The sequence below is a fragment of the Enterobacter sp. A8 genome, from assembly GCF_004296595.1.
Lineage (GTDB): Bacteria > Pseudomonadota > Gammaproteobacteria > Enterobacterales > Enterobacteriaceae > Enterobacter > Enterobacter cloacae.
In genome coordinates this window covers 664,700-687,012 of record NZ_SCMF01000001.1, presented here as the reverse complement: position 1 = coordinate 687,012, position 22,313 = coordinate 664,700, and the positions used below count along the sequence as shown (strand labels likewise).

Below are 22,313 nucleotides of genomic sequence, written 5' to 3'. Positions count from 1 at the left end.
CCCGGACAAGCCGGGCATGGGGATTATTCGCTGGTGGATTTTTCCGCTTTCCCGGCCATTTGCGCCAGGAAGTCGTACCGTTTTTGCAGATCGGCGGCGGCATCTTTCCACAACTGCTCAGCCACCTCTGGCTGTTGCGCATTGAGGCGACGGAAGCGTTGCTCCTGCAGCAGTGTCTCAGCCAGGGCATCTGACGGAGGGCGTGAATCGAGCGCCAGCGGCAGCTTGCCTTCCTCTGCCCGGCGAGGATCAAAGCGGTACAGCGGCCAGAAGCCCGTGGCGGTCAACTGACGCATCTGGTCGTGGCTGAGCGCCAGATCGTAACCATGCTCTTCGCAAGGGCTGTAGGCGATGATAAGCGATGGGCCCGGATACGCTTCCGCCTCCTGAATCGCTTTCACCGTCTGGTTAAGCTGCGCGCCGAGTGAGATTTGCGCAACGTACACGTGGCCATACATCATCATGCTGACGCCGAGATCTTTACGCGCCTTGCGTTTCCCGTGTTCGCCAAATTTTGTTACCGCTCCTAACGGCGTGGCTTTTGATGCTTGTCCGCCGGTATTGGAATAACACTGGGTATCCAGCACCAGGATGTTCACGTTCTCGGTCAGGCTCAACACATGATCCAGCCCGCCAAAGCCAATGTCATACGCCCAGCCATCGCCGCCAATCAGCCAGATCGATTTTTCAACCAGGGCGTCAGCGTCGGTCACCAGTTGTTCTGCGCCGTCAACGCCCTGAAGGGCATTACGAAGCGCCGTAACCTGTTCGCGACGAACCTCAGGGGTGGCTTCAGCGTGCAGCGCAGCGTGCAGGTCGGCAGGGATGTTATCGGCAAACTGATCCAGCAGGCGCATCACGCGTGCGCGGTGCTGATCCACCGTTAAGCGGAAGCCAAGACCAAATTCGGCGTTATCCTCAAACAGCGAATTCGCCCATGCCGGGCCGCGACCGTTGGCGTCGGTGGTGTATGGGGTGGACGGCAGGTTACCGCCATAAATAGACGAACAGCCGGTTGCGTTGGCGATCAGCATCCGGTCACCGTACAGTTGCGTCAGCAGTTTGATGTACGGTGTTTCCCCGCAGCCGGAGCAGGCGCCAGAGTATTCGAACAGCGGCGTGATCAGCTGTGAGGTACGGATATCAATACGTTCCAGCTTGCTCCGATCGATTTCCGGCAGGTTCAGGAAGAAGTCATAATTCACTTTCTCTTCTTCCACGTGTTCCAGCCGCGACATCATATTGATGGCTTTGATATCCGGGTTCTGTCGGTCTTTGGCCGGGCAGACCTCAACGCAGAGGTTACAGCCGGTGCAATCTTCTGGTGCAACCTGCAGAACGTATTTCTGTCCGCGCATATCGCGGGATTTTACATCCAGCGAATGCAGGCTGGATGGGGCCGATTCCATCGCGTCCGGAGAAACGACTTTGGCCCGGATGGCAGAGTGCGGGCACGCTGCCACACAGTGATTGCACTGGGTACACAGCTCTTCCTTCCAGATTGGGATCTCTTCGGCGATGTTGCGTTTTTCCCAGCGGGTGGTGCCCATCGGCCAGGTGCCATCCGGCGGCAGGGCGGAGACGGGAAGGGCATCGCCCAGCCCCGCCAGCATGGCCGCCGTTACGGTTTTAACAAAATCTGGAGCCGCATCAGAAACCACCGGAGGACGGTTCGGGCTGCTGGCATTCACCGGCTGGAGCGGTACTTCAGACAGCGACTCGCGCGCCAGCGCCAGTGCCTGCCAGTTGCGTTCAACCAATTCCTGGCCTTTACTGCTGTAACTTTTGGCGATCGCGCCCTGCAGTTCCATTAAGGCGCTGTCGCCCGGCAGAATGTTTGTCAGGTGGAAGAACGCCATCTGCATGACGGTGTTAATGCGCGCGGCAAGACCACATTCGCGGGCAATCTTCGCCGCGTTAATGACAAAAAGACGCGCTTTTTTCTGATTAAGCACCGCCTGCACTTCCTGCGGCAGACGCGCCCAGACCTCATCCGCACTGTACGGCGTGTTGAGCAGGAAAATACCGCCAGGTTTGAGACGTTCGGCCATCTGGTATTTATCGATAAACTGCAGCTGGTGACAGCCGACAAAATCAGCCTGCGAAATGAGATACGCCGAGCGGATAGGGTGTTCGCTGACGCGCAGATGGGACACGGTCAGCCCGCCGGCTTTCTTGGAGTCATAGACGAAGTAACCCTGTGCATACCACGGTGTGGAATTGCCGATGATCTTGATGTTGTTCTTGGTTGCCGAAACGCTGCCGTCGCTGCCCAAACCGTAGAACAGCGCCTCAAGTTTCGCGCTGGAGGGCAGGGTGTTTTCCGGTAAGGCCAGTGAGAGATGAGTGACATCGTCATAAATACCGACTGTAAAGCGAGGCTTCGGCTTCGTTTCACTCAGCTCATTAAACACCGCCAGCACGCAATCCGGACCGAACTCTTTGGACGACAAACCATAACGCCCGCCAATGACACGCGGCAGCGCTTCGCGCTCGCCGTTACTGAAGGCTTCCGCCAGCGCGGTCATGACGTCCAGAAACAGCGGTTCTGCGTGTGCGCCAGGCTCTTTAGTACGATCGAGCACGGCCACGCTACGTGCGCTCTCCGGCAGCGCAGAGAGCAGATGTTTCGCTGAGAACGGGCGGAAGAGGCGAACTTTCAGCACCCCAACTTTCTCGCCGCGCGTCAGCAGTTCATCCACGACTTCTTCACAGGTGCCAATGGCTGAACCCATCAGCACAATCACGCGTTCCGCCTGTGGATGGCCATAATATTCAAACGGTTTATATTCCCGTCCGGTGGCGGCAGCGAAATCGTTCATCGCCTGTTCCACATGATCGTACACCGCGTTGTACCACGGGTTCGTCGCCTCGCGGGACTGGAAGTAAGTATCCGGGTTGGCCGATGTCCCGCGGATCACCGGATGTTCCGGGTTGAGTGCGCGGGCGCGATGGGCATCAATGTCCGCCTGCGGCAGAAGCGAGAGAAGGGTGTCATCTGCCAGCGGCACGATTTTGTTGATTTCGTGGGAGGTGCGGAAACCATCAAAGAAGTGAATAAACGGCACGCGGCTTTTCAGCGTCGCGATATGTGAAATTAACGCGAAATCCTGGGCCTCCTGGACGCTGCTGGCGCACAGCATGGCGCAGCCGGTCTGACGCACGGCCATCACGTCGGAATGATCGCCAAAAATGGAGAGCGCGTGGGTAGCAACGGTTCGTGCCGCGACGTGCAGGACAAACGGGGTAAGTTGACCGGCCAGTTTGTACAGCGTCGGGATCATCAGCAGCAATCCCTGCGAGGAGGTGAACGATGTGGAGAGCGCCCCCGTCTGTAGCGCACCATGCACCGCGGCAATCGCACCCGCTTCGGACTGCATTTCGACGACTCTCGGGACATCGCCCCAGACATTTTTTAACCCGTTTCCTGCCCAGGCATCTGCCTGTTCGGCCATTGTAGAGCTTGGCGTAATCGGGTAGATGGCGATAACTTCGCTGGTGCGAAACGCGACTGACGCGACTGCACCATTACCGTCAATAGTTTGCATAGGACGACACCCTTACATTGCGCAAAAAAAGAGGGGTCCGTAAACCTGGTCAGACCCTGAATATTATTCCCTTATTTTAGCAAAGGCCGGATTTTGCGATTTTCGCATTTGTGTCCTCGGTATTCTCACCATCAATGAGTAGATCAAACTTTAGGTGAAAAAATTGCGAGAAATTGTTTCAGCAGCGCATAAATACGCACTTCCGCTCTCGACGGCACGGGATGTGATGCCTATTATGCATAGGTTTCGCATTATTTATGGGGGGAGAGAGAGCATGCGTTCAGCGTTTTGGGTAGGGTGTGCCGCGTTATTGCTGTCGGCCTGTAGTAACGAACCTGTTCAGCAGGCCACGGCGGCACACGTGACGCCGGGAATGAAAGCCGCGATGTCCAGTTCAGGACAAGCCAACTGCGCGATGATTGGTGGCTCACTGTCGGTTGCCCGCCAGCTCGATGGCTCTGCGATCGGGATGTGCGCCTTGCCAAACGGCAAACGCTGCAGTGAACAGTCGCTTGCCGTTGGATCCTGCGGTAGCTACTGATTATTCAGCGCGTTTAAACATCAGCGTTTTGTCGGCTGTCGCCAGCGTTAACTGGTCTTCAGTCAGGTCGACCTGCGCCCCTTTGCGCAGCATGTCGCCGATGGCCTGATCCAGCTCGTTCAATTGTGGTTCGGTACAGAGTTTGCGCGTCATCGCCAGCCCTTTAACCTTAAGTTCCCCTTCGGACAATTTTCCCTGTCCGTTGAAGCGGTTACACATCACGCCGGAAATGCTGATGTTATTAACCAGGCTGATATCGGGCAACGCGCTAAAACTGATCTCAGGTTGCGTTGTCGTGGCCTTCACGGCTTTCCCGTCCACATTTTCCAGCACAAAGCGGTGGTTCTTAAGCTGCTCCGGCTGAACAGACGCTTTACCCGGATTAACGCAGCCGGAGAGGACAAGACTGATAACACTTAACGCAATGAGTTTTTTCATTTTTCTTCTCGAACTATAAATACTGTGAATCATTTACCAGTGTAACGATACGCTGGCGTGCGTTAATGGGGTTTATCTGAAAGTGCGGGAAGAAGACCGGGCAACGCAGCGGTTGCCCGGGACAAGATCAGTGAGATTTAAACCCGGCGGCCGTCATCAGCATGCGGAAGAACATACTGACAGCTGCCAGCGCCAGTACGCTGCCGCCCCAGATAATGGCCAGCCACAGCAATCGTTTCCAGACAGGCTGTTGCATCAGTGATAACCCTCCCCATGCTGTACTTTTCCGCGAAATACGTAATAACTCCAGAAGGTGTAGACCAGAATCACGGGAATGATCAACAACGCACCTACCAGCATAAAGCCCTGACTTTGTGTCGGCGCGGCCGCCTGCCACAGGGTGATCGACGGTGGAATAATATGCGGCCAGATGCTGATCCCAAGCCCGCTAAAGCCGAGAAAAATAAGCCCCAGCGTCAGGATAAACGGCCGATTATGGCTTTGCAGATTATTCAGGCAGCGCCACTGATACAGGCTCAGCAGGACGACCAGAGCCGGAACCGGCAACAGATAAAACAGGTTCGGCAGCGTAAACCAGCGCGCGGCGATGGCCGGGTGCGCCAGCGGGGTCCAGAGACTGATCGCCGCGATAACGGCCAGCAGCACAATTAAGAGCGTTTTAGAAACTTCGCGCATCCGCTGTTGCAGGGCATTTTCACTTTTCATCACCAGCCAGGTGGCGCCCAGCAGCGCATAGGCCACCACCAGACCCGCGCCACAGAACAGGTTAAACGCGGTAAACCAGTCAAAGGGACCGCCGGTATAGGCACGCCCGGTGACGGCAAACCCGTTTATGACGGCACCCACCGTCACGCCCTGGGTAAACGTCGCCAGAAGTGAACCGCCAATAAAGGCTTTATCCCAGAACGGACGGTGCGCTGGCGTTGCTTTAAAACGAAACTCAAACGCCACGCCACGAAAAATAAGACCGATCAGCATTAATGTCAGCGGAATGGTGAGGGCATCGATAATCACCGCGTAGGCCAGCGGAAAGGCACCGAAGAGGGCAGCGCCGCCCAGCACCAGCCAGGTTTCATTCCCGTCCCAGACCGGGGCGACGCTGTTGACCATCACATCGCGATCGTCCGGGTTTTGCGTCATCGGGAACAGAATGCCGATCCCCAGATCAAAACCGTCCATCACGATATACATCAGCGTCGCGAAGACGATGATGACAAACCAGATAATGGAAAGATCGATACCCATTATGGCTGCTCCTTATTGCCAGTGGTAACTGCGGAAAGCGGGCGTGCCGGACGTCCATCGGCCTCGGTGGCGAACGATTCGTGAGGCTGAGGTCCTTTTTTAATCAGGCGCACCATATAGCTGTAACCGACGCCGAAGACCGAGGTGTAAACGACGAAGAAAGCCAGCAAACTGACGCTCATATGCAGATCGCCATGGGCGGATACCGCATCCCGGGTACGTTGAAGCCCATAGACGACCCACGGCTGGCGTCCTACTTCGGTGGTCACCCATCCGGCCAGTATGGCGATCAACCCTGAAGGCCCCATCAGCAGGGCAAACCACAGGAAGGGGCGCGAGGTGTAAACGCGCTTTTTATAGCGCAACCAGATCGCCACCACGCCGAGCAGCAGCATTAGCATGCCTAAGCCCGCCATAATGCGGAACGACCAGAAGACAATGGTGGAATTTGGACGATCTTCCTTCGGGAACTCCTTGAGCGCCGGAACCTGTTTATCCAGACTGTGCGTCAGGATAAGGCTGCCAAGAGCGGGGATCTCCAGGCCAAAAAGGGTGCGCTCCAGTTCCATATCCGGCCAGCCAAACAGCAGTAGCGGGGTAGGTTCCCCCGGTGGGTTTTCCCAGTGCCCCTCAATGGCGGCGATTTTGGCAGGCTGATGCTTTAAGGTGTTCAGCCCATGCATATCACCGACTATTGCCTGGATGGGGGCCACAATCAGGGTCATCCACAGCGCCATAGAAAACATAGCGCGGATGGCAGGCGTATTGTTTCCGCGCAGCAGATGCCATGCCGCCGATGCGCCAACAAACAGGGCGCTACTGAGGAAGGCGGCTATCGACATATGCAGCAGACGATAAGGGAAGGAGGGGTTAAAGACCACGGCAAACCAGTCTACCGGGACGACCTGCCCGTTGACGATCTCATAGCCCTGTGGGGTCTGCATCCAGCTATTGGAGGAGAGGATCCAGAAGGTGGAGATAATTGTCCCCAGCGCTACCATACAGGTGGCGAAGAAGTGCAGCCCAGGTCCGACTTTATTCCAGCCGAACAGCATCACGCCGAGGAATCCGGCCTCAAGGAAAAAGGCGGTCAGCACTTCATAGGTCAGAAGTGGGCCGGTAATGCTGCCCGCAAACTGCGAAAATCCACTCCAGTTAGTGCCAAACTGATACGCCATCACCAGCCCGGAGACCACGCCCATGCCAAAGTTAACGGCAAAAATCCTGGACCAGAAGTGGTACAGCGATCGCCAGACCGGATTTTTTGTTTTCAGCCACAGCCCTTCAAGCACAGCAAGATAGCTTGCCAGGCCGATAGTGATTGCCGGGAAAATAATGTGGAAGGATACGGTAAAGGCAAACTGTATCCGTGCAAGGTGAAAAGCATCTAAACCAAACATGCACAGCCTCAATGTCAAACGGTGTGCTGTTATGGTACAGAGGCGCAGATAAGACTATCAGACGCAGAAACGCGAAATTTAACCATAACAGTTGACAAAAACCTCCCGCTTTTGCCATCTGATATACTTCCTTATAGGGCATAAAAATATTTTTTTAATGAATTTTATGCATTAAACCGCTTGCTTTGTCCTCAGCACCGTGCGTTAATGGTCTTCTGGTTTTGAGTCCAAATAAATATCTGACGTAGTTTTATAAAGCAGTTCTCATCACGTTGTGCCTCTCCGCAGCCTCTCTTGGGTCTTTATCTACATTCCGATTAGTTTTGTTTCAAACCATTATCGCCTGATCGGCTCATGAGTAATTTACGTTTTTACGTTTACAGGAGAATCCTATGACTTCTTATATCCATTTTCGCTGCCCATGCTGTCATGGCTCGCAGTACCGTACTTCAGCCTTTGATGTGTCTGAGAAAAATCCCTTCGGCGCAAAATGCATTTTTTGCAAATCGCCAATGATTACACTCGACCATCTGGCCGCGGCGCGTCTCGCACACAATCATGTGACCGAGTACCGTAAGTAATTCATTTCATAAACCATAACAGTTAGCAAAATCTTCTCTTTTTCTCCTGCTGATATACACTGTCCGCAATAAGGAGAATCTGATGAAAAAATACCAGCGTCTGGCGCAACAAATTATCTCGCAGATTGAGCTTGGCGTATGGTTGCCGGGCGATAAGCTGCCTTCTCTGCGAGAGCAGGTGGCGAGCAGCGGCATGAGTTTTATGACCGTGGGCCACGCGTATCAGATGCTGGAAAGTCAGGGACGCATTGTCGCCAGACCGCAGTCGGGCTATTACGTTGCCTCGCGCCCGACCGCACAACAGCCAGCGCCACCTGCACAGGTCATGCGCGACGAAGCGGTGGACATCAACACCTATATCTTCGACGTTCTGCAGGCCAGCCGCGACCCGTCGGTTGTTCCTTTCGCTTCCGCCTTTCCCGACCCGCGTCTTTTCCCGCTTCAGCAACTCAACCGCTCGCTGGCTAACGTCAGCAAAACCGCGACGGCGATGAGCGTGATTGAAAACCTGCCGCCGGGTAATGTCGATTTGCGCCACGCCATTGCCCGCCGCTATGCACAGCAGGGGATGAATATCTCACCGGAGGAGATCGTGATCACCGCAGGCGCGCTCGAAGCGCTGAACTTGAGTCTCCAGGCGGTGACCGAGCCGGGGGACTGGGTGATTGTCGAAAACCCCTGTTTCTACGGCGCGCTGCAGGCGCTGGAACGCCTGAAGTTGAAGGCCCTGTCGATTGCGACGGACGTGCGCGAGGGAATCGATCTCAATGCGCTTGAACAGGCGCTGAATGACTACCCGGTCAAGGCCTGCTGGATAATGACCAACAGTCAAAATCCGCTTGGCTTTACGCTCAGCCCGGAGAAAAAAGCGCAGCTTGTGGCGCTGCTGACGAGGCACAACGTCACGCTGATTGAAGATGATGTCTACAGCGAGCTCTATTTTGGCCGTGAAAAGCCGCTCCCGGCGAAAGCATGGGATCGTCAGGACATGACGCTGCACTGCTCCTCGTTTTCGAAATGTCTGGTGGCCGGTTTTCGTATCGGCTGGGTAGCGGCGGGTAAACATGCGCGGCGCATTCAGCAGCTTCAGCTGATGAGCACGCTCTCTACCAGCTCCCCGATGCAGCTGGCGCTGGTGGATTACCTGGCGACCAAACGCTACGACGCCCATCTTCGCCGCCTGCGACGCACGCTGGCCGAGCGTAAACAGCAGGCGTGGCAGTCACTTTTGCGCCATATGCCGCCGGGCGTCAAAATCCATCATAACGACAGCGGCTACTTTTTGTGGCTGGAGCTTCCGGCACAGCTGGATGCAGGGCTGTTAAGCGAACAGGCGTTACGCCATCACATCAGTATTGCCCCAGGCAAGATGTTTTCCACCTCAGATGTCTGGACACCTTTTTTCCGTTTTAATACCTCCTGGGCATGGGGAGAGCGGGAAGAGCAGGCCGTTATTCAGTTAGGGAAATTAATCAGCAGCATGTTGAAATAACGATTCCGGTCTCTCGCTAAATAATCATTGCTTATCTTTTTGCCGCCGCGGCGACCATTTTGCCGCGTCGCATCATACGAAATCTGCATACCACCTCTCACGCCTAACCCCTTGTCTATAATCCAGTTAACGGGGAATGCGCCCTCGGTCACACCTTGATGAAATTTCCTTAAGCCGCACGGTGCGGGGCATTTGCGCGGTCTACGTTTAATGAGGGAGATATTTTTACGGCACGGCTGCCGCTAAATTCTCATTGCGACTGGAGTAATGTTTATGAGCAAAAAATTTGCCCGCAGCAGCCTGTGTGCGCTTGGTATGGCCATAATGACCGCGCAAGCCGCCGAGCCACCGAAAGCGATTGGCGACGGAGAGGGTCGGCTGGATATTATTGCCTGGCCGGGTTACATCGAGCGGGGACAAACGGATAAAAATTATGACTGGGTAACCCAGTTTGAAAAAGAGACCGGCTGTGCGGTAAACGTCAAAACCGCCGCCACGTCGGACGAGATGGTGAGCCTGATGGCGAAAGGCGGGTATGACCTGGTCACCGCGTCCGGAGATGCGTCGCTCCGTCTGATTATGGGCAAACGCGTTCAGCCGATTAACCCGGAACTCATCCCCAACTGGAAAACCCTCGACCCGCGCCTCGTTAAAGGTGAATGGTTTAACGTGGGCGGCAACGTCTACGGCACGCCGTATCAGTGGGGGCCAAACCTGCTGATGTACAACACCAAAACCTTCCCGACACCGCCGGACAGTTGGAGCGTGGTGTTTGTAAAACAGGACTTACCGGACGGTAAAACCAACCAGGGCCGCGTGCAGGCCTATGACGGGCCGATTTACATTGCCGATGCGGCGCTGTTTGTGAAGGCCACTCAACCCCAGTTGGGTATTAACGACCCCTACCAGCTGACGGAAGAACAGTACGCAGCGGTTCTGAAAGTGCTACGCGATCAGCACGCCCTGATCCACCGCTACTGGCATGACACCACCGTACAGATGAGTGACTTTAAGAATGAAGGCGTGGTGGCGTCCAGCGCCTGGCCATACCAGGCGAATGCCCTGAAAGCCGAAAACCAGCCGATCGCGACCGTCTTCCCGAAAGAGGGCGTCACGGGCTGGGCAGACACCACTATGCTTCACGCGCAGGCAAAACACCCGTTGTGTGCTTACAAATGGATGAACTGGTCGCTGACGCCAAAAGTGCAGGGCGATCTGGCGGCGTGGTTTGGCTCTCTGCCGGTGGTGGCGCAAGGGTGTAAGGCCAGTACGCTGCTGGGTGAGAAAGGCTGTGAAACCAACGGTTACGACGCCTTTGACAAAATCAAGTTCTGGAAAACCCCGATCGCCGAAGGCGGCAAATATGTGCCTTACAGCCGCTGGACGCAGGATTACATCGCCATCATGGGTGGCCGTTAATCATCCGGGAGCAGAACATGACGTACGCGGTAGAGTTTAATGACGTTTCCCGTCTGTACGGCGACGTACGGGCGGTGGATGGGGTGAGCATTGCCATTCGTGACGGGGAGTTTTTCTCCATGCTGGGGCCGTCGGGCTCCGGCAAAACCACCTGCCTTCGGCTGATCGCCGGTTTTGAACAACTCTCCGGCGGGGCGATCACAATCTTCGGTAAAGAAGCGAGTGAGCTTCCTCCGTGGGAGCGAGACGTCAATACGGTGTTCCAGGACTACGCGCTGTTTCCGCATATGTCGATTCTCGATAACGTCGCTTACGGGCTGATGGTCAAAGGCATCGACAAGAAAAAACGCCATGCACTGGCGCAGGAGGCGCTGGAAAAGGTCGGGCTGAGCTTTGCCATTGCGCGCAAGCCGTCGCAGCTTTCTGGCGGCCAGCGTCAGCGCGTTGCCATTGCGCGTGCGCTGGTCAATGAACCCCGCGTGCTGTTGCTGGATGAACCGCTGGGGGCGCTCGATCTGAAACTGCGTGAACAGATGCAGGTCGAGCTGAAAAAACTTCAACAGGCACTCGGGATCACCTTTATTTTTGTGACCCACGATCAGGGGGAAGCCCTGTCAATGTCCGACCGGGTCGCCGTTTTCAACAACGGACGCATTGAGCAGGTGGATACCCCGCGTGAGCTATACATGCGGCCGCGTACGCCGTTCGTGGCCAGTTTTGTCGGCACCTCGAACGTTTTCGATGCGGCACTGGCGCAGAAAGTGTGCGGCATGCAGGGTGCTTATTCGCTTCGACCGGAACATATCCGACTCAATGAGAGCGGTGAGGTTCAGGTTGAAGGCGTGGTTCAGGCTGTCCAGTATCAGGGTGCGGCAACGCGCCTGGAGCTGAAACTTGCCGGGGGGGCAAAACTGCTGGTGAGCCAGGCCAATCTCAGCGCGGACATACTGCACACCGGCGTTGAGCCGGGGCAGGCGGTGCTGGCGTCATGGTCGCGCGACGCCATGATCCGCCTGCATGAGGAAGGGTGAAATGGCGATGAGCGTCTTACATCCTCCCGCATCGCGCGGTACCCTAAGCCGCATGACCGCGCACTTCTGGCGCAAACCGTCACTCGGGATATTCCTGCTGCTGCTGGCACCGCTGATGTGGTTTGGCATCGTCTATCTGGGATCGCTCCTTACGCTGCTGTGGCAGGGCTTTTATACCTTTGATGATTTCACCATGTCGGTGACGCCGGACCTGACGCTGGCGAACATTCAGGCACTTTTTAACCCGGCAAACTACGACATCATCATCCGTACGCTGGTGATGGCGATTGCGGTCACCCTCGCCAGCGCCATTCTGGCCTTCCCGATGGCCTGGTATATGGCGCGTTACACCAGCGGCAAATGGAAAGCGTTCTTTTATATTGCCGTTATGCTGCCGATGTGGGCGAGCTATATCGTCAAAGCGTACGCGTGGACGCTACTGCTGGCGAAAGATGGCGTGGCGCAGTGGTTTCTCAGCCATCTGGGGCTGGAGCCGATCCTGGTCTCTGTTCTGACGCTCCCGGCGATTGGCGGGAACACGTTATCGACCTCCGGGCTGGGGCGGTTTCTGGTCTTTGTCTACATCTGGCTGCCGTTTATGATCCTGCCCGTGCAGGCGGCGCTGGAACGGCTGCCTGCCTCGTTGTTGCAGGCCTCTGCCGATCTCGGCGCGCGTCCGCGTCAGACCTTTCGTTATGTTGTTCTGCCGCTGGCGATCCCGGGTATCGCGGCGGGCTCGATATTTACCTTCTCTCTGACGCTGGGGGATTTTATCGTGCCACAGCTGGTAGGCCCGCCTGGCTATTTCATTGGCAATATGGTCTATGCCCAGCAGGGGGCCATCGGCAATATGCCCATGGCTGCCGCCTTCACCCTGGTGCCGATTGTGCTTATCTCGCTTTATCTGGCGTTCGTGAAACGTCTGGGAGCATTCGATGCACTCTGAACGCGCACCGTTGTTCCTGAAAGTGGCCGCCTGGGGCGGGGTGATCTTTCTCCACTTCCCCCTGCTGATTATTGCCATCTACGCTTTTAATACTGAGGACGCGGCCTTCAGCTTCCCGCCGCAGGGGCTGACGTTGAAGTGGTTTAGCGTGGCGGCGGGGCGTGGCGACATCATCGATTCCGTGACGTTGTCACTTAAAATCGCGACGTTAGCGACGGCTATTGCCCTGGTACTTGGCACGCTTGCTGCAGCGGCGCTGTGGCGTAGCGCGTTTTTTGGCAAAAACGCCATTTCGCTGTTGCTGCTGTTACCGATAGCGCTGCCGGGCATCATCACCGGTCTGGCGCTGCTGACCGCTTTCAAAACCTTCAATCTGGAGCCTGGTTTTTTTACCATCGTTGTCGGGCACGCCACGTTCTGCGTGGTGGTGGTGTTTAACAATGTGATTGCCCGGTTCCGACGCACCTCCTGGAGCCTGGTTGAAGCATCGATGGATTTAGGGGCCGATGGCTGGCAAACCTTCCGTTACGTGGTCCTGCCCAATCTTGGGTCGGCGCTGCTGGCCGGGGGCATGCTGGCGTTTGCTCTGTCGTTTGACGAAATTATCGTCACAACCTTTACCGCGGGACACGAGCGCACGTTACCGCTGTGGTTGCTTAACCAGCTCGGACGTCCGCGTGACGTGCCGGTCACCAACGTGGTCGCACTGCTGGTTATGCTGGTGACAACCTTCCCCATTCTGGGAGCCTGGTGGCTAACCTGCGACGGCGAGAACAGCGCCGGGAGCGGGAAATAACATTTATTTCAACGGGACAATGCTATGCAAAAACGACTGCTGATTAATGGTGAACTGGTGAGTGGCGAGGGGGAAAAACAGCCAGTCTATAACCCTGCCACCGGAGAGGTTCTGCTGGAGATTGCTGAAGCATCTGCCGCGCAGGTCGACGCGGCCGTGCAGGCAGCCGATCGGGCGTTCGCACAGTGGGGGCAAACCACGCCCAAAACGCGTGCCGAATGCCTGCTGAAACTGGCTGACGTTATTGAAGCGCATGCCGACGAGTTTGCCAGACTCGAATCCCTGAACTGCGGTAAGCCGCTGCACTGCGCGCTGGGCGATGAGATCCCCGCTGTGGTCGATGTGTTTCGGTTCTTTGCTGGCGCGGCCCGCTGCCTGAACGGGCTGGCGGCGGGTGAGTATCTGGACGGGCATACTTCGATGATCCGTCGCGATCCGGTCGGGGTTGTCGCCTCCATCGCCCCCTGGAACTACCCGCTAATGATGGCGGCGTGGAAGCTGGCACCTGCGCTGGCCGCCGGGAACTGCGTGGTCATCAAGCCTTCTGAGATTACGCCGCTGACCGCCTTAAAACTGGCCGAACTGGCGAAGGATATTTTCCCCGCTGGCGTGCTGAATGTGCTGTTCGGGCGCGGAAAAACGGTAGGCGATCCGCTGACCGGGCATGAGAAAGTACGCATGGTGTCACTCACCGGCTCAATTGCAACCGGGGAGCACATCATTGGCCATACCGCCTCATCCATAAAACGTACCCACATGGAGCTGGGCGGCAAGGCACCGGTTATCGTCTTTGATGACGCCGATCTGGATGCGGTCGTCGAGGGCGTGCGGACGTTTGGTTTCTACAATGCCGGGCAGGACTGCACTGCAGCATGCCGAATTTATGCCCAGAAGGGCATTTATGCTGCACTGGTGGAAAAACTGGGCGCAGCGGTGGCCAGCCTGAAGATGGGGGCGCCGGAAGAGGCCTCTACCGAGCTGGGGCCGCTGAGCTCGCAAGCGCATCTGTCGCGCGTCAGTCAGGCTGTGGAGGAGGCCAAAGCGCTCAGCCATATCCGCGTGGTGACGGGCGGCAGTAAAAAAGAGGGGGCGGGTTACTACTTCCAGCCAACCCTGCTGGCCGGGGCAAAACAGGAAGATGCCATTGTACAACGTGAAGTCTTTGGCCCGGTGGTGAGCGTCACCGAATTTGACGACGAAGAACAAGTGCTGGCCTGGGCTAACGATTCACAATATGGCCTGGCCTCGTCCGTCTGGACCCAGGATGTGGGGCGCGCTCACCGGCTGAGTGCGCGTCTGCAATACGGCTGCACCTGGGTGAATACCCATTTTATGCTGGTAAGCGAAATGCCACACGGCGGCATGAAGTTATCCGGTTATGGGAAAGATATGTCGGTATATGGGCTTGAGGATTATACCGTTGTCCGGCATGTGATGATAAAACACTAGGAAGTCATGCCCGGCAGCTTCTATTGCCGGGCGTTTTTTTACCAGCCACAAACGTCATGTTCATTTTCTGTATCGTATGCGCGAACGGTATTAACCAGATCTTTCACTACGTTTGCGGCGACATCGGGAATGAGCAACTCCATTGGGGTTTCTGTTTCATAATCCACCGAGACACCGTTACTGTTGTTGGTAACGGTCACGGTGTAAGTTGATTTGCCCACGCCGTTACTCCTTATGTGTATTGACCACTTTACCGATGCCTGCGCCCTGAAGCGTGACGTTGGGGTCGGCAAAAAAGTCGATATTGAAATACGTATCGTCAGTCAAAAGTTCAATACGGTGCCATTTTTCCGGTGGTGAGATGCCAAACGATCCGGCTTCAATCACCAGCTCCAGATCCGGTTTGGTCGCGTCTGCATCCGGGAAGCCAAAATAGCGCACCGCCCCCTGCATCACCGACAAACGGCCATATACGCTGGCTTTCGTATTATGGTGGGTGAAGAGGGCTTTTGGCGCGGTGTCTTTGTTCCAGAATGGCGTGGAGCGGGTATGAACAAAATTCTCAGGAATGCGTAGCATAATGGTTTCCTCTTAAGTGTCAGTTGCTCAAAGCGATTTCAGCACCTCTGGCTCGACGAAAAATTCGATATTAAACAGCGTGTCGTTGGTCATCACCTCGATGTGATGCCATTTCTCAGGCGGAAAAACACCGAAATGCCCGGCCTCGATAATTAATGTGCTGTCAGGCTCGGGAGTCAACGCATCGGCATAGCCTAAGTAACGCACGGCACCCTGCATCACGCTCAGCCGAGGATAAATGCCCGGACGTGTACCCGTGTCGAGATGACGCTGAAAAATCCCGGCGGGGGCGGTGTCTTTATTCCAGAATGGGGTGGAACGGGTATGAATACAGCGCTGTGGAATGCGTAGCATATTGCCTCCCATGAATGTCTGTCTTTATTAGACTCCTAATCGTGAGAGGGAATTTGTCAAAATGTGCATTTAAAATACATGTTATTAATGAATGTTATTGCCAGACCTCATTGATTGTTATGTAAGATACTCATTTGTTATTAGCCTTAATATTTAAGAGGTTATTGTGTAACGAAAAAACTTGATCTGTATCAACATATGACGCATATTGCGTGCGGTTATTTTTTCGGCTCTGGAATACAGAATGACGTTGTATCAAAAGATGTTGGTTTTTTACGCAATCATGGCTTCTATCTGCGCATTAATCACCTGGTTCCTGTCTAAAGATCGTAAACGCATCCGCCTGCTCAGCGCGTTTCTGGTAGGGTCGACCTGGCCGATGAGCTTCCCCGTTGCGCTGCTGGTCTCGCTTTTCTGAAGCACGCTTCCATTTTTAAACGATGAACATGGCATTCCCGCTACGATAACTGTATAAATAAACAGTGCATCGTAAAAGGAGTGCTTATGAACAGTTTTTACTCGCAACATGCGGGTTGCACCGTCCGCTGGCATGATTTGCCCGGCACCGGCGTTCCCGTCGTCTTCATCCACGGATTGGGCTGCGCCTCGTCCTATGAATATCCCCGCGTCGTTCGTGACCCTCAGTTTGGCGGGGGCAGAACGATTCTCATCGATTTACCCGGCAGCGGTTACAGCGATAAGCCTGAGCACTACAGCTACAAAACTACCGATCAGGCCCGCGTTGTGGCTGAACTGATGGATCATCTCAAGCTCGATGCCTTCTGGCTGTACGGTCACAGCATGGGCGGCAGCATCGCCATTGAAGCGGCGGGGCTGCTGGCATCGCGTGTTAAAGGGCTGATGGTGTCGGAACCCAATTTTCATGCCGGGGGTGGGATGTTCAGCCGCTCGATTGCCGCACAAACGGAACAGCAGTTTCTGGAACAGGGATATCAGGCCATGCTCTGTGCAGAAAAAACGGCGTGGGCCGGGTGCCTCCAAAGTAATGCACCTTATGCTGTCTGGCGCGGCGCATCGAGCCTGGTGGCGGGCGTTGAGCCAGACTGGGAAACGCAATTTCTGTCGCTGCCTTGCCCGGTGACGTTGATTTTCGGCGAGCTCTCTTTACCGGATGACGATGTGGAGCGCCTGAAGCAGAAGGGCGTTGAGGTCAAAATCATCCCTGCTGCGGGGCACTCCATGTCGTGGGAAAACCCGTCGGCACTGGCGCAGACGTTAGCGGAGTGTATGTCGGCGTGATTATCGTTGCGGAATGTTGGCCGGGTAAGCGCAGCGCCACCCGGCAACAAAGGCTGCTACATGATTAAAGCCCGAAGTGCCCGACGTGCGTCAGGCTGAACATCATGAGGGTGCTGATAATCAATGTTCTCTATTGCCCGGCTATAGAGGGCAACCAGCCAGTCGTAAACGTATGCGGTGGCCGCATGGACAGGCTGTTCCCCCAGGCGCGTCAGGCGCGGCGCGGCGCTGCTAACCACGGGCGTAACAAAGATTGCCTGCCCCTTACGGATGCGGCTTGCCGGACGTTCAGCAACAGGCGTCTGGTCGTAACCCAGCCAGCCAACGAAATTACCTATCACCGCATGCAGCTGTGCGGCGCTGCTCTTGTCGGTTTCGACAATACGCTGAAGCTGCTGAGGCAGGTTAAGACGGTAGCTGGCGACCACCAGAACCTCGGCAATTTGCTGTAACACCGCAGGCTCAAGACCCAGGCGTGTGGCCGCTGCGTCATTACGACTCCACTGACGCAAATGGTTCATCCACACTTTATGCGCCAGGCGCGCTTTATCTTTTGTCTGGAACGTGCTGGCACTTTCCTGCGCATTATCGGCAAACAGATCGATGGTATCCGTAAACAGACCGTTGACCTGCTCCTCGCGCGGTTGCTGGACGGCCAGAAGCGTTTCAAAGGCTTTAAGCGGAGGCAGAAGCCCTTCGAGCAATTCGCCGTGGCGGGCAGCGCTGCTTTGCAGGGTACGAACCATGTTCTCGGCCTGAGTTCGTCTTGCTGCAGGCTCCTCAACCAGTGGTGTCAGATAGCTGTGCATTAAAGCTGACAGCTCCTGGCGCAGCGCCGTTTTCAGCGTGTTGAGACGTTTCTGTCGCTGGGCAGGTAACGTGGCCTGTGACAGCCACTCGATGACGCGCTGCATGCTGTGGCTGTCCAGCGCCTGCAGCGTGCCCCAGCGCAGGCCCGGTTTACCCAGCAGATGCTGGACCGCTTCATCGAGATTCTGCCGGGTGGTAAAACGCGCGTCGTGAGGCGTAATCGCCCACACCAGACCCGGCAGGGCTGACTCCTCCGCAGGCTGCGTCTCTTTGACCCAGTTCATCAGTACCTTTGCTTTTTTTGCCGTCTGGTCGTGCTGCGCGGTCGCATTGCAGATCACCAGCACATCTGGCTGCAACTGCTGGCGATAGTGTTCCAGCAGCCACTGACATTTGGCCTGGCTTAGCGGATCGGCGCTGTTGTCTGCAAATACCGGGATATCAATAATATCGACGTTATCCAGCGCGCTGCTCTCGACAGGCAGTACCAGTTCACGCGTCAGGAATGCCAGTACATCGACGGGGAGGCTAATAGCATTAAGCATCTCGCCGTTGTTCAGGGGATGCAGCAGCGTCTCCTGAGCGTCCGGAAGGGTAAAGGTGCCATGGGTCAGGAAGCCTTCGCCAGGCAGACCAAAGTTATCCACCAGCAGGCTGAGCGGGGCGGCAAGTTCGCTGGCGTGGCTGGTCTGGTGCAGAACATGGGCGAGCTTTAACCACTGCTGGGTCAGTTCCTGTTGCTCACCCCACAAAAGCGACCAGACGCTGGACCGGGTGGTGAGATCAAGCGATGGCACCAGTTGCGCAAACTGATGCCACAGCACATCATCAATTTGCTGTCTGGCGGCAGGTACCGTGCTCTGCCAGAAGCGGGCAATGGCGCCCACTTCCTGCGCCGTTATGCCCGGTACACCCTGCGGCTGACGCAGGCCGCGCCACTTCTCAAGGCGCGTCTCGATAACGGCTTTATCCACGGCGCGGATCTGCGGGTGTAAGATGGTGCGGGCAATAAACAGCTGCACCAGCTCGGCCTCGGTGACCAGGCTCAGACGTAGCGGGAAAGCCTCATCGTCCACCGCTGTGCTTTCAGTGGTGAAGCGCAGTGCCATGTTGGTCAGGGTATGTCCCGGGTTGATATGTGAGAAGTAGTCAAACGTGCGTTGCCCGGGGGTGACGTTCAGCCGCCCGTTACCGTTGCCGCACAGGGACAGCAACAGATGCGCTTTGGCGCTTTGGGAGTGGCCATACAGACCAATGCTGCTCCGCCGGGTCAGGGCCTGTTCAATGGCCTGCTCCCGCGCCTGCGCCGCATTGATACGGGCCAGCAGAGCGTCGGCATCGTTATCCAGCACCGGGGCGTGCAGGCGCGTCTCGTTAATCCACCCGATTAAGGCCTGCGTGGTGGTCATCGTTGCACTCATTTCAGGTATACACTCCCGCTGTCGATCCAGTAGTGGCTACCGCTATGACGGCGATCGGCCAGAGTATTCAGTTTGAAGGTTAAGGCGTCTGGTGGGACAGGGGTTCCATCCTGCAGCCAGGCGTCGCTCAGCTCGAAAGATTCCGGGCCTTCGTGCTTGCTGCCTCCGCAGAGCTTAAGCCGCACGTTCAGCACGCCGTCGCCAGCAATCGCTTTGGCCAGTTCCGCCGAGTTGATACTCAGGGTGTACAGCGGCGTCGCCGGCCAGCGTGCGTTCGCCAGCTGGCGGAAGCCAAGCGTGACGTTCCCACGCAGCGGGAAATGCAAGCGGGCGTCGAGTTTTGCGCCAGGTTTATCCAGGTCGATATCCTGATACCAGACGTTCTCCTCACGCAGCGTGTTAACGGTGTTATCCAGCACGCCCAGATAGCGCACGGTGGAGTAGGCGCCAATATCGGCCGCCTTAAAGTTAAAGCGCGGCAGACGCAAATCGAGCGCCAGGCTGCAGAGCATGGCCCCCACGGCGGCGGTCGATTTCGGGTTGCCGATGCGACCCTGCTGGCTGAACGGATACCACTCATGAACCTGGTATTTATCCAGCCATACGATGCGATTGACCGGCACGGGCTGGAGATGGCGGATCAGCGCCTGCACGCCCGGCAGGCACCCCGGACGACCAGTGATCAGCAAAATATCACAGCTGTAATGAGAGATCGCTTCGCACACCGCATGGAGCGGAGAGGCCAGCGTGAACTGACCTGCCAGCATCGCATCCTGCATTTCGCGGAAATTCACATGCAGCGGCACGGCAAACAGGTCGAAGGCTTCAGAGCCAGCAGGCAGAGCGTGGTCGACAGCCTGCTGCAGGTAGTTCATCACGTTGCGGGTCGGCTTCTGCGGCAGCAGATCGCCAAAGGTGGCATGCAAACCGGCCAGCGGATCGTCAATGTCGCTGGATTCCCACGCGGCAAGGATCGCATGACCGATCGGCATAAAGAGCTGAAGTGCGGTCTGCTGGCGCAATACCGCCTGGGTATCAATACGCCCGGAGTCACCGAACAACGACGCCATCAGCAGAGACGCGTCCGCAATGCCGGACTTCTGCAACTGCGTTTGCAGGGCTGGCAACACATAGCGCTGGATAACGTCCAGCAGCGTGTCGTCGCCGGCCACTTTAAACCCTTCGCGGAAGAGAAGCTGTGGCGTGATTTTGACGTTATTCCCGGAGCCGTCATCCAGCTGATAGTGGGTGATCGCCATATCTGTGGTGCCGCCGCCAATGTCGATAGAGGCGACGCGCAGCGCGCGACCCGGCTGGACACCAGGTTCGGGTTCACGATCCGGGCGGGCGAGGGAGGCGAAGAAGGCTTCCGTCTGACCACCAAAACGGGAGATCGCTTCGTTGTAAAGCCAGACCAGTTGCCCGCAGCTCGCTTCATCCCACTCCATCTGGATCTCAGGCACCGGCACCACGCTTTTATCCTGCTGCTTGCGGGTGGCAAAGTCTTCATCCTGCGGATGCCATCCCATCGCTTTCCAGACGATGGCAATCGCTTCAAACATGCGGCGACGGAAGATCTCGCGCTCCTGCTTCGGCATCGCCGAGGGCAGTGTGAGGATCAGCGTGCGCAGCTGGCGCGGAGACGCCGGGAAGCCCAGACGCAAGCGCGTGGCGACGCTGTTGATCTGGCCCAGCGCCTGTGCCAGCAGCTCGCACAGCATATGGGTCATCAGGGTGCTGCGGCTGTACTGCGGGGAGAAAACCGGCAGACGCTCGTCCTGGGGCAGCGTAAACAGCGGTTCGCCGTCATCATTCATCAGGTTCATCAGCGGGAACGCGGTCGCCAGCGGCTCGCGTTGGGTTTTGCTGTTCATCTGGCTGAAACGCCAGTCCTGCACCACCGGCGTCTCATCCCACAGGTAGCGACGCGGGCTGGAGATACCGCTGTTACCTTCAGTCCCCAGACGCTGCATGGCCAGCTTACGCGCCTCATCGCCAACCCGGACAATAGAAGGCCAGACGAAGGCATCCTCGCGACCGCTTTCAACCGAGAAGTGCTGTTTGCCAAAGCGTGCTTCCGAGAACTCCAGGCGGCTGGTAAACAGGGGCTCATTGAGGAACTGCGGCTCGCTTAAAGAGCGCACCTGCAACTCGGCCGTCTGGCGCAGACCGTCGTTGGCGTCGCCGTGATCTTCAATAATCACGCCGCAGGTATGGGTGTTGCCCACGTCGAGGATCAAATCGACCGGAATGGCAGGCGTGCTGAGCGTATGGGTGACAAATTTGACTTCCGGCACAGTGAGCTGTTCACCAAGCATGGTCAGCACATTCAGCCAATGTGCCTGATACTCAAAGCTGCGCATGGCCTGCTGCAGATCGCGTTCTGAACGGTGTTCAACGTCCGAGGCGTACTGCGTGAACGCTTCGCGCAGCCAGCCATCTATCCACGTCTGGTCGAGGAAATTTTCTACTTCGGCATCGCGCCAGGCCAGCGCGAAGCGGGTCCCGTTAAGAATATCGTTTTCCACCGGCGACAGCGCGGAGGTGGCATGCTCCGCAATCTGGCTGTCGAGGGCGAGGGTGACGCGATGGGTGTTGCCTGCGGTGTCCGGCGTCTCCAGCTTGCGGACCTGAACGCGCGCCCAGTTGTCCGGGCCGTCAACAAAAGTACGCGGGGGATTGAAACGCAGGAACGGAACGGGGAGCCAGACGCCATCCAGCACGGCCAGGGACTGATGCAGCGCGATGGTTGTCTCAGGCTTGACCACCTCAGGCGGGCCGCCATCCGTGCCGGGCAGGGTATAACGCCCGTTAACCAGGTCGAAATCAAGGCGCAAAAGCGGGCCGTTCGCGGTTTTACGCACGAAACGCCCGTTGCTGGCGGTGTCCTGCGGGGTCAGGCCGAAATCGAGGAACTGCACACCGCTGTTGGCAATAAGCGTGACGCTCTGTTTATAGTCGCAAAGATTTACAAGCATAGGA

Annotated in this window: 20 protein-coding genes; 10 read left to right on the top strand and 10 right to left on the bottom strand. The window is 56.6% G+C overall.

The genetic code is table 11. From position 1 onward, the window contains the following. Window positions 1–23 precede the first annotated feature (23 nt). Window positions 24–3,548: a pyruvate:ferredoxin (flavodoxin) oxidoreductase gene (gene nifJ, locus EQV24_RS03225; RefSeq protein WP_130626174.1), complete on the bottom strand. Its 3,525-nt coding sequence runs from the start codon at window positions 3,546–3,548 to the stop codon at window positions 24–26. Between the two features lie 274 nt (window positions 3,549–3,822). Here nifJ and EQV24_RS03220 point away from each other — a divergent pair, with 274 nt between their 5' ends. Continuing rightward, complete coding sequence (locus EQV24_RS03220; protein WP_013096465.1) at window positions 3,823–4,089, top strand: DUF333 domain-containing protein; 267 nt, start codon at window positions 3,823–3,825, stop codon at window positions 4,087–4,089. On the opposite strand, the gene hslJ is transcribed toward EQV24_RS03220, so the two are convergent. The 4 genes from hslJ to EQV24_RS03200 all read right to left on the bottom strand — a co-directional run bounded on the left by hslJ (window position 4,090) and on the right by EQV24_RS03200 (window position 7,193). Beyond that, window positions 4,090–4,527, bottom strand: coding sequence for a heat shock protein HslJ (gene hslJ / locus EQV24_RS03215; protein WP_013096466.1), 438 nt, complete (start codon window positions 4,525–4,527; stop codon window positions 4,090–4,092). A 127-nt stretch (window positions 4,528–4,654) separates the two neighbouring features. Beyond that, a complete protein-coding gene (locus EQV24_RS03210; RefSeq protein WP_013096467.1) occupies window positions 4,655–4,783 on the bottom strand; it encodes a DUF2474 domain-containing protein in 129 nt (42 codons plus the stop codon). Beyond that, window positions 4,783–5,793, bottom strand: a complete 1,011-nt coding sequence (gene cydB, locus EQV24_RS03205; RefSeq protein WP_100168161.1) for a cytochrome d ubiquinol oxidase subunit II — start codon at window positions 5,791–5,793, stop codon at window positions 4,783–4,785. The genes EQV24_RS03210 and cydB overlap by 1 nt, the downstream gene beginning before the upstream one ends. Further along, window positions 5,793–7,193, bottom strand: coding sequence for a cytochrome ubiquinol oxidase subunit I (locus tag EQV24_RS03200; protein WP_130626173.1), 1,401 nt, complete (start codon window positions 7,191–7,193; stop codon window positions 5,793–5,795). The genes cydB and EQV24_RS03200 overlap by 1 nt, the downstream gene beginning before the upstream one ends. A gap of 392 nt (window positions 7,194–7,585) precedes the next feature. Between EQV24_RS03200 and EQV24_RS03195 the strand changes: the two genes are divergently transcribed. From EQV24_RS03195 to patD, 7 genes are all read left to right on the top strand, one after another. After that, window positions 7,586–7,774, top strand: coding sequence for a hypothetical protein (locus EQV24_RS03195; RefSeq protein WP_020689184.1), 189 nt, complete (start codon window positions 7,586–7,588; stop codon window positions 7,772–7,774). 82 nt (window positions 7,775–7,856) lie between these two features. Beyond that, entirely contained in the window at window positions 7,857–9,266 is a 1,410-nt protein-coding gene (locus EQV24_RS03190) for a PLP-dependent aminotransferase family protein (RefSeq protein ID WP_020689183.1), read from the top strand. A gap of 273 nt (window positions 9,267–9,539) precedes the next feature. Continuing rightward, entirely contained in the window at window positions 9,540–10,685 is a 1,146-nt protein-coding gene (gene ydcS, locus EQV24_RS03185; protein WP_130626172.1) for a putative ABC transporter substrate-binding protein YdcS, read from the top strand. Between the two features lie 17 nt (window positions 10,686–10,702). Continuing rightward, a complete protein-coding gene (locus EQV24_RS03180; protein WP_130626171.1) occupies window positions 10,703–11,716 on the top strand; it encodes an ABC transporter ATP-binding protein in 1,014 nt (337 codons plus the stop codon). A gap of 1 nt (window position 11,717) precedes the next feature. Then, window positions 11,718–12,662 (top strand): ABC transporter permease, encoded by a 945-nt coding sequence (locus EQV24_RS03175; protein ID WP_130626170.1) that lies wholly within the window; start codon window positions 11,718–11,720, stop codon window positions 12,660–12,662. Then, window positions 12,652–13,458, top strand: a complete 807-nt coding sequence (locus EQV24_RS03170) for an ABC transporter permease (protein WP_130626169.1) — start codon at window positions 12,652–12,654, stop codon at window positions 13,456–13,458. The genes EQV24_RS03175 and EQV24_RS03170 overlap by 11 nt, the downstream gene beginning before the upstream one ends. A 24-nt stretch (window positions 13,459–13,482) precedes the next feature. Then, on the top strand, window positions 13,483–14,907 hold the full coding sequence (patD, locus tag EQV24_RS03165) for an aminobutyraldehyde dehydrogenase (RefSeq protein ID WP_062729492.1): 1,425 nt from the start codon (window positions 13,483–13,485) through the stop codon (window positions 14,905–14,907). A 38-nt stretch (window positions 14,908–14,945) separates the two neighbouring features. Here patD and EQV24_RS03160 read toward each other — a convergent pair whose 3' ends face one another. Genes EQV24_RS03160 through EQV24_RS03150 form a run of 3 tightly spaced genes read right to left on the bottom strand, consistent with a single transcriptional unit; the run spans window position 14,946 to window position 15,840 of the window. Beyond that, entirely contained in the window at window positions 14,946–15,128 is a 183-nt protein-coding gene (locus tag EQV24_RS03160; protein WP_023621263.1) for a DUF1869 domain-containing protein, read from the bottom strand. 4 nt (window positions 15,129–15,132) lie between these two features. Further along, window positions 15,133–15,486: a DUF1971 domain-containing protein gene (locus EQV24_RS03155; RefSeq protein WP_130626168.1), complete on the bottom strand. Its 354-nt coding sequence runs from the start codon at window positions 15,484–15,486 to the stop codon at window positions 15,133–15,135. A gap of 27 nt (window positions 15,487–15,513) precedes the next feature. Further along, window positions 15,514–15,840 carry a DUF1971 domain-containing protein gene (locus tag EQV24_RS03150; RefSeq protein ID WP_047023121.1) on the bottom strand — a complete coding sequence of 109 codons (327 nt, stop codon included), beginning with the start codon at window positions 15,838–15,840 and terminating at the stop codon, window positions 15,514–15,516. Window positions 15,841–16,084: 244 nt separating this feature from the next. On the opposite strand from EQV24_RS03150, the gene EQV24_RS03145 reads away from it, so the two are divergent. Beyond that, the gene (locus tag EQV24_RS03145; protein WP_013096478.1) at window positions 16,085–16,258 is read left to right on the top strand and encodes a GhoT/OrtT family toxin; all 174 of its coding nucleotides are present in this window, start codon (window positions 16,085–16,087) and stop codon (window positions 16,256–16,258) included. Window positions 16,259–16,344: 86 nt separating this feature from the next. Continuing rightward, a complete protein-coding gene (locus EQV24_RS03140; protein ID WP_130626167.1) occupies window positions 16,345–17,100 on the top strand; it encodes an alpha/beta hydrolase in 756 nt (251 codons plus the stop codon). A gap of 56 nt (window positions 17,101–17,156) precedes the next feature. Here the strand turns inward: EQV24_RS03140 and EQV24_RS03135 are convergent, their stop codons facing one another. Then, window positions 17,157–19,331, bottom strand: a complete 2,175-nt coding sequence (locus tag EQV24_RS03135; RefSeq protein WP_130626166.1) for a virulence factor SrfC family protein — start codon at window positions 19,329–19,331, stop codon at window positions 17,157–17,159. Next, window positions 19,328–22,309: a virulence factor SrfB gene (locus EQV24_RS03130; protein WP_130626165.1), complete on the bottom strand. Its 2,982-nt coding sequence runs from the start codon at window positions 22,307–22,309 to the stop codon at window positions 19,328–19,330. The genes EQV24_RS03135 and EQV24_RS03130 overlap by 4 nt, the downstream gene beginning before the upstream one ends. Window positions 22,310–22,313: the final 4 nt, after the last annotated feature.

Bases quoted from the DNA above. Each gene is read 5' to 3' on its own strand.
- EQV24_RS03135 (WP_130626166.1), bottom strand. From the start codon at position 19,331: ATGAGTGCAACGATGACCACCACGCAGGCCTTAATCGGGTGGATTAAC.
- EQV24_RS03175 (WP_130626170.1), top strand. From the start codon at position 11,718: ATGGCGATGAGCGTCTTACATCCTCCCGCATCGCGCGGTACCCTAAGC.
- cydB (WP_100168161.1), bottom strand. From the start codon at position 5,793: ATGGGTATCGATCTTTCCATTATCTGGTTTGTCATCATCGTCTTCGCG.
- EQV24_RS03220 (WP_013096465.1), top strand. From the start codon at position 3,823: ATGCGTTCAGCGTTTTGGGTAGGGTGTGCCGCGTTATTGCTGTCGGCC.
- EQV24_RS03200 (WP_130626173.1), bottom strand. From the start codon at position 7,193: ATGTTTGGTTTAGATGCTTTTCACCTTGCACGGATACAGTTTGCCTTT.
- EQV24_RS03130 (WP_130626165.1), bottom strand. From the start codon at position 22,309: ATGCTTGTAAATCTTTGCGACTATAAACAGAGCGTCACGCTTATTGCC.
- EQV24_RS03210 (WP_013096467.1), bottom strand. From the start codon at position 4,783: ATGCAACAGCCTGTCTGGAAACGATTGCTGTGGCTGGCCATTATCTGG.
- EQV24_RS03170 (WP_130626169.1), top strand. From the start codon at position 12,652: ATGCACTCTGAACGCGCACCGTTGTTCCTGAAAGTGGCCGCCTGGGGC.
- EQV24_RS03180 (WP_130626171.1), top strand. From the start codon at position 10,703: ATGACGTACGCGGTAGAGTTTAATGACGTTTCCCGTCTGTACGGCGAC.
- EQV24_RS03190 (WP_020689183.1), top strand. From the start codon at position 7,857: ATGAAAAAATACCAGCGTCTGGCGCAACAAATTATCTCGCAGATTGAG.
- EQV24_RS03155 (WP_130626168.1), bottom strand. From the start codon at position 15,486: ATGCTACGCATTCCTGAGAATTTTGTTCATACCCGCTCCACGCCATTC.
- patD (WP_062729492.1), top strand. From the start codon at position 13,483: ATGCAAAAACGACTGCTGATTAATGGTGAACTGGTGAGTGGCGAGGGG.
- EQV24_RS03140 (WP_130626167.1), top strand. From the start codon at position 16,345: ATGAACAGTTTTTACTCGCAACATGCGGGTTGCACCGTCCGCTGGCAT.
- hslJ (WP_013096466.1), bottom strand. From the start codon at position 4,527: ATGAAAAAACTCATTGCGTTAAGTGTTATCAGTCTTGTCCTCTCCGGC.
- nifJ (WP_130626174.1), bottom strand. From the start codon at position 3,548: ATGCAAACTATTGACGGTAATGGTGCAGTCGCGTCAGTCGCGTTTCGC.
- EQV24_RS03195 (WP_020689184.1), top strand. From the start codon at position 7,586: ATGACTTCTTATATCCATTTTCGCTGCCCATGCTGTCATGGCTCGCAG.
- EQV24_RS03150 (WP_047023121.1), bottom strand. From the start codon at position 15,840: ATGCTACGCATTCCACAGCGCTGTATTCATACCCGTTCCACCCCATTC.
- ydcS (WP_130626172.1), top strand. From the start codon at position 9,540: ATGAGCAAAAAATTTGCCCGCAGCAGCCTGTGTGCGCTTGGTATGGCC.
- EQV24_RS03145 (WP_013096478.1), top strand. From the start codon at position 16,085: ATGACGTTGTATCAAAAGATGTTGGTTTTTTACGCAATCATGGCTTCT.